Annotated in this window: 14 protein-coding genes and 1 riboswitch; of the genes, 9 read left to right on the top strand and 5 right to left on the bottom strand. The window is 74.4% G+C overall.

Annotation, left to right across the window (positions count from 1 at the left end):
• The first annotated feature begins 34 nt into the window (after positions 1–34).
• The 5 genes from ACZ6J5_RS13235 (at position 35) to ACZ6J5_RS13215 (ending at position 6118) form a co-directional block, all read left to right on the top strand.
• Positions 35–976: an ATP-binding cassette domain-containing protein gene (locus ACZ6J5_RS13235; protein WP_469390807.1), complete on the top strand. Its 942-nt coding sequence runs from the start codon at positions 35–37 to the stop codon at positions 974–976.
• Positions 948–3035, top strand: coding sequence for a YhgE/Pip family protein (locus tag ACZ6J5_RS13230; RefSeq protein ID WP_469390805.1), 2088 nt, complete (start codon positions 948–950; stop codon positions 3033–3035). The genes ACZ6J5_RS13235 and ACZ6J5_RS13230 overlap by 29 nt, the downstream gene beginning before the upstream one ends.
• A 19-nt stretch (positions 3036–3054) precedes the next feature.
• Positions 3055–3663, top strand: coding sequence for a TetR/AcrR family transcriptional regulator (locus ACZ6J5_RS13225; RefSeq protein ID WP_469390803.1), 609 nt, complete (start codon positions 3055–3057; stop codon positions 3661–3663).
• Between the two features lie 358 nt (positions 3664–4021).
• The gene (locus tag ACZ6J5_RS13220; RefSeq protein ID WP_469390801.1) at positions 4022–4660 is read left to right on the top strand and encodes a DUF4126 domain-containing protein; all 639 of its coding nucleotides are present in this window, start codon (positions 4022–4024) and stop codon (positions 4658–4660) included.
• A gap of 30 nt (positions 4661–4690) precedes the next feature.
• Positions 4691–6118 carry a phytoene desaturase family protein gene (locus ACZ6J5_RS13215; protein ID WP_469390799.1) on the top strand — a complete coding sequence of 476 codons (1428 nt, stop codon included), beginning with the start codon at positions 4691–4693 and terminating at the stop codon, positions 6116–6118.
• A 34-nt stretch (positions 6119–6152) separates the two neighbouring features.
• Here the strand turns inward: ACZ6J5_RS13215 and ACZ6J5_RS13210 are convergent, their stop codons facing one another.
• The 5 genes from ACZ6J5_RS13210 to ACZ6J5_RS13190 all read right to left on the bottom strand — a co-directional run bounded on the left by ACZ6J5_RS13210 (position 6153) and on the right by ACZ6J5_RS13190 (position 10542).
• The gene (locus tag ACZ6J5_RS13210; RefSeq protein ID WP_469390797.1) at positions 6153–6995 is read right to left on the bottom strand and encodes a hypothetical protein; all 843 of its coding nucleotides are present in this window, start codon (positions 6993–6995) and stop codon (positions 6153–6155) included.
• Between the two features lie 51 nt (positions 6996–7046).
• Positions 7047–7964 carry a methylenetetrahydrofolate reductase [NAD(P)H] gene (gene metF, locus ACZ6J5_RS13205; RefSeq protein ID WP_362471269.1) on the bottom strand — a complete coding sequence of 306 codons (918 nt, stop codon included), beginning with the start codon at positions 7962–7964 and terminating at the stop codon, positions 7047–7049.
• A gap of 157 nt (positions 7965–8121) precedes the next feature.
• Positions 8122–8772, bottom strand: coding sequence for a thiamine phosphate synthase (gene thiE / locus ACZ6J5_RS13200; protein ID WP_469390795.1), 651 nt, complete (start codon positions 8770–8772; stop codon positions 8122–8124).
• A 95-nt stretch (positions 8773–8867) separates the two neighbouring features.
• Entirely contained in the window at positions 8868–9233 is a 366-nt protein-coding gene (locus ACZ6J5_RS13195) for an Rv2175c family DNA-binding protein (RefSeq protein ID WP_329419889.1), read from the bottom strand.
• A 43-nt stretch (positions 9234–9276) separates the two neighbouring features.
• Positions 9277–10542, bottom strand: a complete 1266-nt coding sequence (locus ACZ6J5_RS13190; protein WP_469390793.1) for an NAD(P)/FAD-dependent oxidoreductase — start codon at positions 10540–10542, stop codon at positions 9277–9279.
• An 83-nt stretch (positions 10543–10625) separates the two neighbouring features.
• A riboswitch (TPP riboswitch) is annotated at positions 10626–10738 on the top strand.
• Here ACZ6J5_RS13190 and thiO point away from each other — a divergent pair.
• From thiO to pknB, 4 genes are all read left to right on the top strand, one after another.
• Positions 10736–11908, top strand: a complete 1173-nt coding sequence (gene thiO, locus ACZ6J5_RS13185) for a glycine oxidase ThiO (RefSeq protein WP_469390791.1) — start codon at positions 10736–10738, stop codon at positions 11906–11908. It overlaps the preceding riboswitch by 3 nt.
• Positions 11905–12105 (top strand): sulfur carrier protein ThiS, encoded by a 201-nt coding sequence (gene thiS, locus ACZ6J5_RS13180; RefSeq protein WP_469390789.1) that lies wholly within the window; start codon positions 11905–11907, stop codon positions 12103–12105. The genes thiO and thiS overlap by 4 nt, the downstream gene beginning before the upstream one ends.
• A gap of 3 nt (positions 12106–12108) precedes the next feature.
• Positions 12109–12909: a thiazole synthase gene (locus ACZ6J5_RS13175; protein ID WP_469390787.1), complete on the top strand. Its 801-nt coding sequence runs from the start codon at positions 12109–12111 to the stop codon at positions 12907–12909.
• A gap of 93 nt (positions 12910–13002) precedes the next feature.
• Positions 13003–14895, top strand: coding sequence for a Stk1 family PASTA domain-containing Ser/Thr kinase (pknB, locus tag ACZ6J5_RS13170; RefSeq protein WP_469390785.1), 1893 nt, complete (start codon positions 13003–13005; stop codon positions 14893–14895).
• The last annotated feature ends 2 nt before the right edge of the window (positions 14896–14897 follow it).

The following is a 14897-nucleotide window of genomic DNA, read 5'->3' as shown; positions in this document are numbered from 1 at the left end:
ACCAGTCAGTTCAAAAAAATTCCTAGGGGGGATCGTGGACGCGCAACCGGACGAGCCGCACGGCGCCGCCGTCGTCGCGGACGGATACGGGCTGAAGGGCCCACGCGGCTGGGCCTTCCGCGGCATCGGCTTCGAGGCCGCGCCCGGCTCGCTGGTGGCCATCGAGGGGCCCTCCGGCTCCGGCCGCACCTGCCTGCTGCTCGCCCTCACCGGCCGCATGAAGGCCAAGGAGGGCCACGTCGAGGTCGCCGGGCTCCGGCTGCCCCGCAAGATGGCGGCCGTACGGCGGATCAGCGCGCTCGGCCCGGTGCCGGGCGTCAGCGACCTTGACCCGGCCCTCACCGTCGCCGAGCACCTGCGCGAGCGGGCCCTGCTCCAGCGCCGCTTCGACGGCTCGCTCAAGGCGCTGTTCCGGCCGCCCTCCGAGCGCGCCGCCGCCGCCCGGGCCCGGATCGACGAGGCCCTGAAGGCCGCCGGGCTCGACCCGGAGACCCTGCCGAAGGGCGACCGCACCGCCGTACGGGACCTGGAGCGGCTGGAGGCCCTGCGCCTCTCGCTCGCCCTCGCCCTCATCGGCCGACCCCGCCTGATCGGCCTGGACGACGCCGACCTCAAGCTCTCGGACGGCGACCGCGCCGAGGCGTGGGCGCTGCTGCGGTCCATCGCCGACTCCGGCACCACCGTCCTCGCGGTGTGCAGCGAGGCGCCCGAGGGCGCCCTGCGCGTCTCCACCGCGCCCGCCGCCCGGGCCACGACCCGCAAGCGGAGGCCACCCACGGCCGGGACCACGGTGTCGCCCGCACCATCCGCATCCGCCGCAGCCGCCGATGCGCCCGCGCCCGCAGCCACACCCGCACCCGCACCCGCACCCGCCGACGGCACCGTCCCGATGCACAAGTCACAGACCCAGGCACAGGCCCAGGCACAGGCACAGAAGGGGGAGCCCGATGCGATCGCCGCGACTCGCCGCGCTTGAGCTGAAGCGGTTCGGCAGGGGGAAGCTGCCGCGCGCCGCGCTCGTCGCGATCCTGCTGCTGCCGCTGCTCTACGGCGCGCTCTACCTGTGGTCCTTCTGGGACCCGTACAGCAGGCTCGACAAGATCCCCGTCGCCCTCGTCAACGAGGACCGCGGCGCCACCACCGACGGCAAGAAGATCGCCGTCGGCGACGACCTCACCAAGAACCTGCGCGAGAGCGCCGTCTTCGACTGGCACGAGGTGAGCGACGACGAGGCCCGTGCCGGTGTCGAGGACGGGAAGTACTACCTCTCCCTCACCATGCCCTCGGACTTCAGCGAGCGGATCGCCTCCAGCTCCGGGAACTCGCCGGAGACCGGTGCCCTGAAGGTGCGCACCAACGACGCCAACAACTACATCGTCGGACAGATCTCCCGCACGGTCTTCGCCGAGGTGCGCACCGCCGCCTCGACCAAGTCCTCGCGCACCTTCCTGGACAAGATCTTCATCTCCTTCTCCGACATCCACGAGGCCACCGCCAAGGCCGCCAAGGGCGCCGGCGACCTCAAGGACGGCGTCGACAAGGCCAAGGAGGGCTCCAAGAGCCTCGCCGACGGCCTGACGGACGCCAAGAAGGGCAGCGGCGACCTGGCCACCGGCATCAAGAAGCTGAACAAGGGCGCCGCCGACCTGGAGGACGGCTCCCGCAAGGTCGCCGACGGCACCCAGGCGCTGGCCGACAAGGTGAACGCCACGGCCGACCAGGTCCGCCCGTACCTCGCCAACAACGGCAAGTCGATCCGCGACACCGCCAAGCTGGTCTCCGACTCGGCGACCGCCGTCCGGCACAACCTGGACGACCTGGTGCGCCGCGCCCCGGCCGCCCGCAGCGCCGCCCACCTGGCCGACGACAAGCTCGCCGCGCTCTACAAGAAGCGCTGCCAGACGGCCCCGACGCCCGACGCCCAGGAGTGCGAGGTCCTCAAGGATGCCTCGGTCACCGCGCACGACGTGGCCACGATCGCCGACGACATCCACGAGCTGACCAAGGACCAGACGGGCGACCTGAAGGCCCTGGACACCCGGCTCGCGACGCTCAAGAAGGACGCCGACGAGCTGGCCCGGCGCGCCCCGCACCTGGACCAGGACGTCGAGGGCGCCATCAAGAAGATCAACGAGCTGAACGCGGGCGCCCGCAAGGTCGCCGACGGCGCCGACCGGCTGCACGCCGGCCTGACCGACGCGCGCACCGGCGCCGGCAGCCTGGACACCGGCGTCGGCAAGCTCAAGAAGGGCGCCGGCGAGCTCGACGGCGGCCTGTTCAAGCTGGCCGACGGCTCGGGCGAGCTCGCCACCGGGCTCAACGACGGCGCGAAGCAGATCCCGGACTACGACAAGCAGGACCGCGACAAGCGGACCGAGGTGATGGCGGACCCGGTCAAGCTGGCCGCCCAGTCGATGCACAAGGCGCCCAACTACGGCACCGGATTCGCCCCGTACTTCATCCCGCTCTCCCTCTGGGTCGGCGCGATGGTCGCGTACATGATCATCCAGCCGCTCAACCGGCGCGCGCTGGCCGCCGGCGCCTCCGCCTGGCGGATCGCGCTCGCGGGCTGGCTCCCGGTCGCCGCGATCGGCGTCGTCCAGGTCGGCGCGCTGATGTCGGTGCTCCACTGGGGCCTGGGCCTGGAGATGGTCAGGGCCGCCGGGACCGTGGGCTTCCTGCTCCTGGTGACCTGCTGCTTCGCCGCCGTCATCCAGTGGCTGAACGCCAAGTTCGGCGCGGCGGGCCGCATCCTGGTCCTCGCGGTGCTGATGCTCCAGCTGACCTCGGCGGGCGGCACCTACCCCGTCCAGACCAGTCCGGGCTTCTTCAACGCCATCCACCCCTACCTCCCGATGACGTACGTGGTCGAGGCGCTGCGCCGGCTGATCACGGGCGGCGGCATCGGGCCGGTCTGGCAGGCCGTCGCCGTCCTCACCGCCTTCACGGTGGGCGCGCTGGCCCTGACCGCGCTGACCGCGCGCCAGAAGCAGGTGTGGTCGCTCGACCGGCTGCACCCCGAACTGTCGCTCTGAACCTGTGAGAATCGAGCCCATGGACAGCAGCAGCACCAGACGTCAGGCCACACGCACCAAGCTCTACGAGGCGGCCGTCACGCTCATCGCGGAGCAGGGTTTCTCGGCGACGACCGTCGACGAGATCGCCGAGCGGGCGGGCGTGGCCAAGGGCACGGTCTACTACAACTTCAAGAGCAAGACCGAGCTCTTCGAGGAGCTGCTGCGGCACGGCGTCTCCCTCCTCACCACCTCCCTGCGCTCGGCGGCCGAGGAGACCGCCGGGCGGGGCGGCAGCCGGATAGACGCGCTGGACGCGATGATCCGGGCCGGCCTGATCTTCATCGACCGCTACCCGGCCTTCACCCAGCTGTACGTGGCCGAGCTCTGGCGCACCAACCGGGCCTGGAACGACACCCTCCTGGTGGTCCGCCAGGAGGCCGTGGCCGTGGTCGAGGGCGTGCTGCGCGAAGGTGTCGAGACCGGTGAGCTGAGCGACGAGATCGATGTGAAGCTGACGGCGGCGGCGCTGGTCGGCATGGTCCTGGTGGCCGCGCTCGACTGGCAGGCCTTCCAGCGCGAGCGCTCCCTGGACGACGTCCACGCGGCGCTCTCCCGCCTGCTGCACGGGCGCGTCGGCGGGCGCTGAGCCCGCGAGGAGGCCCCGACACGAAGGAGGCGCCGGTCCGACGAGGCTCGATCCCCCCGAGCCACGCCGGACCGGCGCCTCTTCCGTACGCGCCGCGGACCCCCGTATCCCCCGTGGACCCCCGGCTCCCCCGTACTCCCCCGTGTTTCCCCCGTGGGTCCGCGTGTCCCCCGTGGACCCCGTGCACCCCCGTGCCGGCAGGTGCGCGGCCCCGTTCCGCAGCCCCGTGCCGGCGGTACCGGAGCCGCGCCCCTTCCGTGCGGTCCACTCTCCCTTCCACGCAGGTCACAGCCCATCCGCACACCTACTCATCTCGCCTCCTAGGTACGGATACTCAGAGCTGGCTACGATCGCGGACGTGTCCGTACTCCCCCTGGTGTTCACGAGCGGCTGGGCGAGCGGGATCAACGCGTACGCGGTGGTCCTGCTGCTCGGCCTGTTCGGCGCGGCCGGGATCACCGACGAGGTGCCCGAGGCGCTGCAACGGCCCGACGTCCTGATCGCCGCCGGCGTGCTCTTCCTGTGCGAGGCGGTGGCGGACAAGATCCCGTACGTCGACTCCGTCTGGGACTCCGTCCACACCGTGATCCGGCCGATCGCCGGCGCCGTGGTCGCCGCCCTGCTCGCCGGGCAGTCCGGCTCGCTGCCCGAGCTGGCGGCGGGCGCGGTGGGCGGCACGACGGCGCTGCTGAGCCACTTCGTCAAGGCCGGCACCCGGATGGCGATCAACACCTCGCCGGAGCCCTTCTCCAACATCGCGGTCTCCACGGCGGAGGACCTCGGGGTCGCCGGAGTCGTCACCTTCGCGATATTCCACCCGGTCGCCGCCGCCGTGATCGCGGGCGTGCTGCTCGTGCTCGGCCTGGTGATACTGGTCTTCCTCGCCCACGCCATCCGCCGCTTCTGGCGGCGCCGCGCGCAGCGCCGGGAGGAGCGACGGCTGGCGGACGCCCGGGAGCGGCCACCGGCGCCGACGGACGGTTCGGAGCATTTCTGAGCGTCCCGGCGGCCGGATAAAGTCGCTGGCATGGCACGCATTGCAGTGATCGGGGCGGGGCTCGGCTCGATGGCGGCCGCCGCCCGGCTGGCGGTGGCGGGGCACCGGGTGACGGTGTACGAGAGCGGCGCGACGTACGGCGGCGGGGTCCGCCGGCTGGAGCGGGACGGCTTCGGCTTCGACACCGGCCCCGGGCTGCTGCACCTCCCGGCGGTCTACCGGGACCTCTTCGTCAAGACCGGCAAGCAGCCGCTGGAGGAGTGCGTCACGCTCACCCAGGTGGACCCGGCGAGCCGGCACCTGTTCGCCGACGGCACCCGGGCCGACCTGCCGAACGCCTCGCGGGCGGGCACCCTCGCCGCCCTGGACGCGGCGCTCGGCGCGGGCGCGGGCGAGCGCTGGGGCGAGTTCCTGGTGCGGGCCCGCGAGACCTGGGACCGCACCCGGCGCCCGCTTCTGGAGGAGCCGCAGCCCGAGGACGTCTCGGCGCTGGGCCGCGAGGCCTATCCGGCCCCCAAGGCGGGCCTGCTGCGCCGCCCGACGACGACACTGGCCCGGATCGGCGAGCGCGAACTGCGCGACCCCCGGCTCGCCGCGCTCCTCGACTCGTACGCCTGGAGCTACGGCTTCGACCCGGCCACCGCGCCCGCCTCGGCGGCGGTGCTGCCGTACATGGAGCAGACCTTCGGCAGCTGGTACGTGGCCGGCGGCATCCGGGCGCTGGCCGACGCGGTGTACGAGCGCTGCCGGCAGCGGCGGGTGGAGTTCGTCTTCGGCACCGAGGTGACCGACGTGCTGGAGGAGCGGGGCCGGGCGGTCGGCCTGGCGCTGGCGGGCGGCGAGCACGTGCCGGCCGACCACGTGGTCGCGGGCGCGCCCGTGCCCGCGCTCTACACCGGGCAGATCGTCGGCTGGACCTCGCAGGACGAGTGGCCGCGCCACCAGCCGGTGGCGACCGGCCGGGTGACGCTCTGTCTGGCGCTGCGCGGGGCCCGGGAGTCCGGCGCCGCGCACCGCACGGTCGTCCACGCGGCCGGGGGCCTGCCGACGGTGACGGTGCTGCGGCCCGACGACCCGGCGCTGCGCCCGGACGCGGAACACGAGTCGGTGACGGTCACGGCGACGGTCCGGGTCCGGGAGGCCCTGGCGGACCACCCGGAGCGGATGCTGGCGCAGGCGGAGGCGGCGGTGCCGGGGCTGCGGGAGCGGCTGCTGTGGCAGGAGGTGCGCACCCCGGACGACACCCTCCTGGAGACGGGTGTGGGCGAGGTCCCGGGGCCGGCGCTCGCCGGGGCGCGCGGGCAGTGGCTGCCCGCGCCCAACCGGACGGGCCTCGACGGGCTGTACCTGGTCGGCGGCTGGTCGCACCCGGGCGGCGGGCTGGCGCACGCGGGGATGTCCGGGGCGCTGGTGGCCGGGCTGATCGTGGAGGGCGCGGAGTTCCGCGGCTCGCGCTGACCCGCCCGGGCCGCGTCCCGGAGACGTCCTGGCCCTAGTAGCGGTACCGCTGGTCCTCGCCGTACCCGTGGTGCCCCTGCTGGTCCTGGGGCTGCTGGGGGTGGCCGCCGTCGTGGTCCGCGCGGTTCTGCTGCTGCGGCACCCAGACGCCGCCGGGCGGGGTGTCGTAGGTGTACGAGGGCGCGTACGGGTCGGCGTAGGGCTGCTGGTAGCCGTCGTACCGCTGACCGGTCTCCGGGTAAGTGCCGATGTACGGGTCGGAGTAGGCCGCGTACTGCTGCTGCTCGCCGCCCGCGTAGTCGTAGCCGGGCTGCTGCTCGTAGCCGCCGCCCGCGTACGTGTCGGCGTAGGGCTGGTGCTCGGCCTGGGGCTGCTCGTAGGAGGTGCCGTAGACGGCGTACTGGCCGGTGTCCTCGGGCATCGGCTGCGGCGCGTACACGTCCCCGGCCGCGGCGGCGGTCCCGGCCGGGATCCCGGCGAAGGCGTCGTCGGCGTACGGGTCCTCGGCGGGGGCCGCGGCCCCGGCCGGCTCCGCCGTCTCGTAGGAGAGGTCGCTGACCTCCAGGGTCGGGCCCTTCTTCGCGGCGCGGCCGACGCCCCTGCGGCGGCGGCTCGCGCCCGGGTTGCCGCCGATCGCCCAGCCGGTGGAGAAGCCGCGCCGGAAGGAGAGCGTGACGTAGGTCTGGCCGACGGCGAAGGCGATCGCGCCCGCCACGATCACCAGCACGGAGGGCAGCAGCACGCCGACGACCACGGCGAGGAAGCCGCCGAAGGCGAGCAGCCGCCAGCGCAGCCGCGCCTTGTACTGCAGCAGCACCTCACCCAGCAGCCACAGCGCCACGACACCGAACGCGATGTAGAGGACCGTCCACCCCATGCCCGCCCCTCTCCTACGGCCACCGCCGCGGGAAGGGGCGGGTACGGCCGGTCACGACTGCTGGTGCAGTCCGAGATTCTCGTAGATCTCGAGCGTCGCCTTGGAGTTGTTCAGCGTGATGAAGTGCAGTCCGGGGACACCCTCGGAGAGCAGCCGCGCGCAGAACTCCGTCGCGAACTCGATGCCAATGGAGCGTACAGCGGCCGGATCGTCCTTGACGGCGAGGATGCGGTCTTTCACGTCCTCGGGGAAGGCGGCGTTGCTCAGCTGGGGCAGTCGCTCCAGGCTGCGCACGCTGACCACGGGCATGACCTCGGGGATGATCGGGGTGTCGCAGCCCGCCTTCTCGGCGCTGTCGCGCAGCCGCAGGTAGTTCTCCGGGTCGAAGAACATCTGGGTGATCGCGTAGTCCGCCCCGGCACGGCACTTGTCCACGAAGTGCCGGATGTCCGTGTCCCAGTCGGTGGAGCGCGGGTGCATCTCGGGGAAGGCGGCGACGCCGACGCAGAAGTCGCCGGACTCCTTGATCAGCCGGACCAGGTCGGCCGCGTACCGCACGCCCTCGGGGTGCGCGATCCACTCCCCCAGCGGGTCGCCCGGCGGGTCGCCGCGGACCGCGAGCATGTTCCTGATGCCCGCGTCCGCGTACTGGCCGAGGATGTTGCGGAGTTCGGCGATGGAGTGGTCGACGGCGGTGAGGTGGGCGACCGGGGTGAGGGTGGTGTCGGAGGCGATCTTCTGGGTGGCCTTGACCGTGCCGCCGCGCGTGGAGCCGCCGGCCCCGTAGGTCACCGAGACGAAGCTGGGCGCGACCGCCTCGATCCGCCGCATGGCGTTCCAGAGGCTCTGCTCGCTCTTCTCGGTCCGGGGCGCGAAGAACTCGAAGGAGAAGGAGGTGCCACCGTCGGCGAGGATGTCCCGCACCGTGCGGGCGCGGTCCGTGCGGGTGGAAGCGGTACCAAGGGCCATACGGGCAGGTTAGACGTGGTCCGGGCGACGACAGAAGCCGCGTCCGCGTTCTGGACGGCTTATGGACGGGTTCCGGTCGTATTTCCGGCCGCTCCGGCGCGCCGGAGGACCCGCCGGAGTCCTCGGTCCGCTCTCCCGGTCCGCTCCCCCGGTCCGGTCAGCCGAGCCGCTCGCGGACCCGCTTGGCGAGGTCGGCGGTGGCGGCGGCCGGGTCGTCGGCCTCGGTGATCGCGCGGACGACGACGATCCGGCGGGCGCCCGCGTCGAGCACCTCGTCCAGGTTGCCCGCGTCGATGCCGCCGATGGCGAACCAGGGGCGGTCCTGGGCCAGCGAGGCCGCGTAGCGCACGAGGCCGAGGCCCGGCGCGTACCGCCCCGGCTTGGTGGGGGTGGGCCAGCAGGGGCCGGTGCAGAAGTAGTCCACACCCGGCTCGGCGGCGGCCGCGGCGGCCTCCGGCTCGGCGTGGCAGGAGCGCCCGACGAGGACCTCGTCGCCGAGGATCGCGCGGGCGGCGGGCACGGGCAGGTCGCCCTGGCCCAGGTGGAGCACGTCGGAGCCGATGGCGTGGGCGACGTCGGCCCGGTCGTTGACCGCGAGGAGCTTGCCGTGGCGGCGGCAGGCCTCGGCGAAGACGGAGAGGTGCTCCAGCTCCTCGCCGGCCTCCATGCCCTTGTCGCGGAGCTGCACGATGTCCACGCCGGAGGAGAGCACGGCGTCGAGGAAGGCGGGCAGGTCGCCCTGGCGCTTCCGGGCGTCGGTGCACAGGTAGAGCCGGGCGTCGGCGAGCCGCTCGCGAGGCGTGGGCATGGTGGATCCCCCCGTCGGGTGGCGCGGGCGCCGGGCCGGACCGGATCGGCCGGTCCGGCCCCGCGCCCGCGGTGCTGATGTCGGTGCTGCGTGCGTCAGACGGCGAGCGCCTGGGCGCGGCGCTTCACCTCCGTGCCGCGATTCTCACTCAGGGCCTGCGCGGGGGTGCCGGGCAGGGTCGGGTCCGGAGTGAAGAGCCACTCCAGCATCTCCTCGTCGCTGAAGCCGTCGTCCCGCAGGAGCGTCAGGGTGCCGGCGAGGCCCTTGACGACCTTGTCGCCGTCGATGAAGGCGGCGGGCACCTGGAGCACGCTGCGCTCGCCGCGGCGCACGGCGATGAGCTGGCCCTCCTTGACCAGCTGCCGTACGCGCGTCACCTCGACGTCGAGCATCTCCGCGATGTCCGGGAGGAAGAGCCAGGCGGGGACGAGGGCATCGGTCTTTGCGTCAATCTCGGTCACGGGACAAGCGTGCCATCCCGGACTGACAGCCGGTAGTCGGGCCCTACCGGACCGCCGCCTTCAGGGGCACGGAGGGGTCGGCGGCGCGCGCCGGGTCCACCGGAGTGCGCCGCTCGATCAGCCGGCGCCCCTGGGCGAGGTCGCGGGGGCGGCTGACGGTGAGCACCGCGACCGGCACCTCCTCGCGGAGCCACAGCACGGTCCAGGCCTCCTCGGCCGGGTCGCCGCGCCACAGCAGGGTGTCGGCGGCGCCGTGGTGACCGGCGTACTGGACGAAGCGGCCGAACTGCTCGGACCAGAAGTAGGGCACCGGGTCGTAGGGCCCGGCCGCCCCGCCCCCGGCCGCCGCGCCCTCCGCCGCCCCGCCGAGGATGTCGGCGGCGACGGTCCGGGGGCCCTGGAGGGCGTTGTCCCAGTGGTGGACGAGGAGCCGCTCGCCGTAGCGAGCCGAGGGGAAGGAGGCGCAGTCCCCGACCGCGTAGACGTCGGGCAGGGAGGTGCGCAGCCGGTCGTCGGCGGTGACGGCGCCGCTCGGGTCGAGGGCGATGCCGGAGCCGGCCAGCCAGCCGGTGTCGGGGCGGGCGCCGATGCCGACGACGACGGCGTCGGCGGGCAGCTCGGCGCGCTCGCCGGAGTGCGAGGCGCCCTCGGCGAGCAGGACGCGGCCCTTCTCGACACCGGCCACGCGCGCGTTCAGCCGCAGTGCGGCGCCGTGCTCGGCGTACCAGCCGGCCATCGGCGCGGTGACCTCGGCGGGCAGCGCTCCGGCGAGGGGACGGTCGGCGGCCTCGACGACGGTGACGGCGCAGCCGGCCGCGCGGGCGGCGGTGGCGAACTCGGCGCCGATCCAGCCGGCGCCGACGACCACGACGTCGTGGCGGCGGGCGAGCACCTCGCCGAGCCGGACGGCGTCGTCGAGGGTGCGCAGCAGGTGGACGCCGGGGACGTCCTCGGTACCGGGCAGGGTGAGCGGGCGGGCGCCGGTCGCGAGGACCAGCGTGCCGTACGGGACGGGTCCGGCCTCGGTGTCGATCTCGTGGTCGGCGGCGCGCAGTCCGGTGACGGCGACGCCGAGCCGCAGGGTGATGCCGAGGGAGTCGAAGTCGATGTCGAAGGCGGAGCCCTCGGCGGTGCCGAGGAGGACGGCCTTGGAGAGCGGGGGCCGGTCGTAGGGCTGGTGGGGTTCGGCGCCGATGAGGGCCACGGGGCCCGTGAAGCCCTGTTCGCGCAGGGCGACGGCGGTCTGGACGCCCGCCATGCCGGCGCCGACGATCACGACGTGCCGCTGGGTCTGCTTCTGCTCGCTCACCCGACCACCTTACGCATCTGACGGGCCGTCAGGAAGCCGGGGGGCCTGCGACGGGCCGCGCGCTGCGGCTAGTGTGGCGGGCGTAAAGCACTCGCGGGAGCCCGGACGCACCGGGCTGAGAGGGAGGCTGTCCGGCCTCCGACCGTACGAACCTGATCCGGGTCATGCCGGCGAAGGGAGGGGCTGGACGCCCATGTCGCGTACACGCGGTACCACCGACGTCCTCGTCATCGGGGGCGGCATCATCGGCCTGGTCACGGCCTGGCGGGCGGCGCAGCGCGGGCTGCGCGTCGCCGTGGCCGACCCCGAACCGGGCGGCGGCGCGGCCCGGGTGGCGGCGGGGATGCTGGCCGCCGTCACCGAACTGCACTTCGGCGAGGAGACCCTGCTCGGGCTCAACCTCGACTCCGCCCGCCGCTACCCCGCCTTCGTCGCCGAGCTCGCCGAGGCCACCGGCCACGACGTCGGCTACCGCGCCTGCGGCACCCTCGCGGTGGCGCTGGACACCGACGACCGGGCCCACCTGCGCGAGCTGCACGCCCTGCAGACCCGCTGCGGGCTGGCCTCGGAGTGGCTGAACGGGCGCGAGTGCCGCCGCCTGGAGCCCATGCTGGCGCCGGGCGTGCGGGGCGGGCTGCGGGTGGACGGCGACCACCAGGTCGACCCGAGGCGGCTCGCCGACGCGCTGCTCGCCGCCTGCGAGCGGGCCGGGGTGGTCTTCCACCGGGCGCTCGCCGAGCGGCTGACGGTGAGCGCCGACCGGGCCGTCGGCGCGGTCCTGGCCGGCGGCGCCGAGGTGTCCGAGCTGGCGGCGGACCAGGTGGTGCTGGCCGCGGGCAGCCTCAGCGGCCGGCTGGCCGGGGTGCCGGACCGGGTGCTGCCGCCGGTGCGGCCGGTGAAGGGCCAGGTGCTGCGGCTGCGGGTGCCGCCCGCGTACGCGCCCTTCCTCTCCCGCACGGTCCGCGCGGTCGTCCGCGGCAGCCACGTCTACCTGGTGCCGCGCGCGAACGGCGAGCTGGTCGTCGGCGCCACCAGCGAGGAGCTCGGCTGGGACACCACGGTGACCGCGGGCGGCGTCTACGAGCTGCTGCGCGACGCGCACGAGCTGGTGCCCGGCATCACCGAGCTGCCGCTCACCGAGACCCGCGCGGGGCTGCGTCCCGCCTCCCCCGACAACGCGCCGCTGCTCGGCCCGAGCGCGCTGCCCGGACTCCACCTGGCCACCGGCCACTACCGCAACGGGGTGCTGCTGACCCCCGTGACCGGTGACGTCATGGCCGAGGCCCTGACCACCGGGGCGCTGCCCGACGAGGCCCGCCCCTTCACCGCCCGCCGCTTCTCCCCCGCACACCTGGAGCACGCATGAACGTGTCCGTGAACGGAGAGCCCCGCGAGCTCGCGGACCCGCTCTTCCTCGACGCCCTCGTCGCCACCCTCACCGCCGCCCCCGCCGGGGTGGCCGCCGCCGTCAACGAGACGGTCGTCCCGCGCGGCCAGTGGGCCGCGACCCTGCTCGGCGAGGGCGACCGGGTCGAGATCCTCACCGCCGTCCAGGGAGGCTGAACCATGTCCGACGACGTCTTCGCGCTCGGCGGCACCGAGTTCTCCTCCCGCCTGATCATGGGCACCGGCGGGGCGCCCAGCCTCGACGTGCTCGAACGCTCCCTGGTCGTCAGCGGCACGGAGCTGACCACGGTCGCCATGCGCCGCCTGGACCCGACCGTGCGCGGCTCGGTGCTCTCGGTCCTGGACCGGCTCGGCATCCGGGTGCTGCCGAACACCGCCGGCTGCTACACGGCGGGCGAGGCGGTGCTGACCGCCCGGCTGGCCCGGGAGGCGCTCGGCACGAACTGGATCAAGGTGGAGGTCATCGCCGACGAGCGGACCCTGCTGCCCGACCCGGTGGAGCTGCTGGACGCCTGCGAGACCCTGGTGGACGACGGCTTCGTGGTGCTGCCGTACACCAACGACGACCCGGTCCTCGCGCGGAAGCTGGAGGACGTGGGCTGCGCGGCGGTCATGCCGCTGGGCTCGCCGATCGGCTCCGGGCTCGGCATCCGCAACCCGCACAACTTCGAGCTGATCGTGGAGCGGGCCGGGGTCCCGGTGATCCTGGACGCGGGCGCCGGGACCGCCTCGGACGCGGCGCTGGCGATGGAGCTGGGCTGCTCGGCGGTGATGCTGGCCTCGGCGGTGACCCGGGCCCAGGAGCCGGTGCTGATGGCCGAGGCGATGCGGCACGCGGTCGAGGCGGGCCGGCTCGCCCACCGCGCGGGCCGCATCCCGCGCCGCCGCTTCGCCGAGGCGTCCTCCCCGCACGAGGGCCGCGCGCGGCTGGACCCCGAGCGCCCGGCGTTCGGGGCCTGACCCCGCCGGGGCCAGGGCCGCCCGCGTCACAACCGCGCCGCAAGGCGCCGGACGCGGACGGCGGGCCCCGGCGCGGCTCGTAGACTCGACGCCGTGGACACGACCCTTCAGGACCCCCTCGTCGGGCGGCTGCTCGACGGCCGCTACCGCGTCGACGCGCGCATCGCCGTCGGCGGGATGGCCACGGTCTACCGGGCCGTCGACACCCGCCTGGACCGGGTGCTCGCGCTCAAGGTGATGCACCCGGACCTCGCCACGGACGCCGCCTTCGTGGAGCGGTTCATGCGCGAGGCCAAGTCCGTCGCGCGGCTGGCGCACCCCAACGTCGTCGGGGTCTTCGACCAGGGCGCGGACGGCGCCTACGTGTACCTGGCGATGGAGTACGTGTCCGGCTGCACCCTCCGGGACGTGCTGCGCGAGCGGGGCGCGCTGTCGCCCCGGGCCGCCCTCGACATCCTGGAGCCGGTGCTGGCCGCGCTCGGGGCCGCCCACCGGGCCGGGTTCGTGCACCGGGACATGAAGCCGGAGAACGTCCTCATAGGGGACGACGGCCGGGTGAAGGTCGCCGACTTCGGCCTGGTCCGGGCCGTGGGCTCGGCCACCGACACCACCGGCGCGGTCCTCGGCACCGTCTCGTACCTCGCCCCGGAGCAGATCGAGCACGGCACCGCCGACACCCGCGCCGACGTGTACGCGTGCGGGGTCGTCCTGTACGAGACGCTGACCGGCGCCAAGCCGCACACCGGCGACACCCCCGCCCAGGTCCTCTACCGGCACCTGAACACCGACGTCCCGGCGCCCTCCGGCACCGTCCCGGGGCTCGCCCCCCAGCTGGACGAGCTGGTCGCGAGCGCCACCGCGCGCGACCCCGACCTGCGCCCCTACGACGCGGTCGCGCTGCTCGCCCTGGTCCGCGAGGCGCGCGCCGGGATCGACGACGCCGGGCTCGACGCCGTACCGCCGACCGCGCACGCTCCCGCGCGCGGCGGCGGCTCCGAGGACCGCACCAGCGTCATCCCGCGCCTGCTGCCGCAGCCGGTGGAGCACACGAGCGTGCTGCCCGCGCCGCCGCCCGCGCCGCCGGCCGGACGGCGCCGGGCGCCCCGGGGACCGTTCCTGATCGTCGCCGCCGTACTGCTGGCGCTCGGGCTCGGGGCCGGGGTCTGGTACATCAACTCGGGCCAGTTCACCCGGGTCCCCTCCGTCCTCGGCCAGACCGAGGAGCAGGCCACCCGGCGCCTCGCGGACGCCGGACTCGACGTGGCCGCCACCCGGCGCGCCTTCAGCGACGTGTACGAGCGGGGCACGGTGATGGCCACCGACCCCGGCTCCGGCGAGCGCATCCGGGGCAACGGCACGGTGACCCTCACCGTCTCCCGCGGCCCCGAGATCGTGAAGGTCCCGAACCTGAAGGGCGTCCCGCTCGCCGACGCGAAGAAGCGCCTGGCCGACGAGGGCCTGGCGCCCGGCGTGATCACCTACGCCTTCAGCCAGGCGCTCCCCCAGGGCACCGTGATCGGCTCCGACCCCGAGCCGGGCACCGGACGCGCCCCGGACTCGGCCATCGCGCTCGTGGTCAGCAAGGGCGCCCCGATCGACGTCCCGGACGTCACGGGCGAGACGGTCGCCGAGGCCACCGCAGCCCTCCAGGACGCCGGGCTCAAGGTCACGGTCGCCCCCGAGCGGATCAACTCGCCCGAGGACGCCGGCTCGGTCGCCGCCCAGTCGCTCGCCGAGGGCAGCCGGGCCGCCAAGGGCGACGCGGTCACCCTGACCGTCTCCAAGGGGCCGAGGATGGTCGAGGTGCCGGACGTCGTCGGCATGAAGACCGACGAGGCCAAGGCCGAGCTGGAGGCGGCCGGCTTCGAGGTGAAGGTCGAGAAGACCTTCCCCTTCCTCGGCGACACCGTCGGCAGCCAGTCCGTGCCGGGCGAGTCCACCGCCGCCCAGGGCTCCGCCATCACGATCACGATCAAGGGACTGTAGAG

The sequence above is a fragment of the Streptomyces sp. NPDC042100 genome, from assembly GCF_055582325.1.
The sequence above is the reverse complement of the archived record's forward strand: the minus strand, read 5'-3'. Positions and strand labels throughout refer to the sequence as shown.

What these genes read in the sequence shown, in the direction of transcription:
- ACZ6J5_RS13230 (WP_469390805.1), top strand. Translation starts at nt 948, where the DNA reads ATGCGATCGCCGCGACTCGCCGCGCTTGAGCTGAAGCGGTTCGGCAGG.
- ACZ6J5_RS13225 (WP_469390803.1), top strand. Translation starts at nt 3,055, where the DNA reads ATGGACAGCAGCAGCACCAGACGTCAGGCCACACGCACCAAGCTCTAC.
- ACZ6J5_RS13215 (WP_469390799.1), top strand. Translation starts at nt 4,691, where the DNA reads ATGGCACGCATTGCAGTGATCGGGGCGGGGCTCGGCTCGATGGCGGCC.
- ACZ6J5_RS13210 (WP_469390797.1), bottom strand. Translation starts at nt 6,995, where the DNA reads ATGGGGTGGACGGTCCTCTACATCGCGTTCGGTGTCGTGGCGCTGTGG.
- metF (WP_362471269.1), bottom strand. Translation starts at nt 7,964, where the DNA reads ATGGCCCTTGGTACCGCTTCCACCCGCACGGACCGCGCCCGCACGGTG.
- thiE (WP_469390795.1), bottom strand. Translation starts at nt 8,772, where the DNA reads ATGCCCACGCCTCGCGAGCGGCTCGCCGACGCCCGGCTCTACCTGTGC.
- thiO (WP_469390791.1), top strand. Translation starts at nt 10,736, where the DNA reads ATGTCGCGTACACGCGGTACCACCGACGTCCTCGTCATCGGGGGCGGC.
- thiS (WP_469390789.1), top strand. Translation starts at nt 11,905, where the DNA reads ATGAACGTGTCCGTGAACGGAGAGCCCCGCGAGCTCGCGGACCCGCTC.
- ACZ6J5_RS13175 (WP_469390787.1), top strand. Translation starts at nt 12,109, where the DNA reads ATGTCCGACGACGTCTTCGCGCTCGGCGGCACCGAGTTCTCCTCCCGC.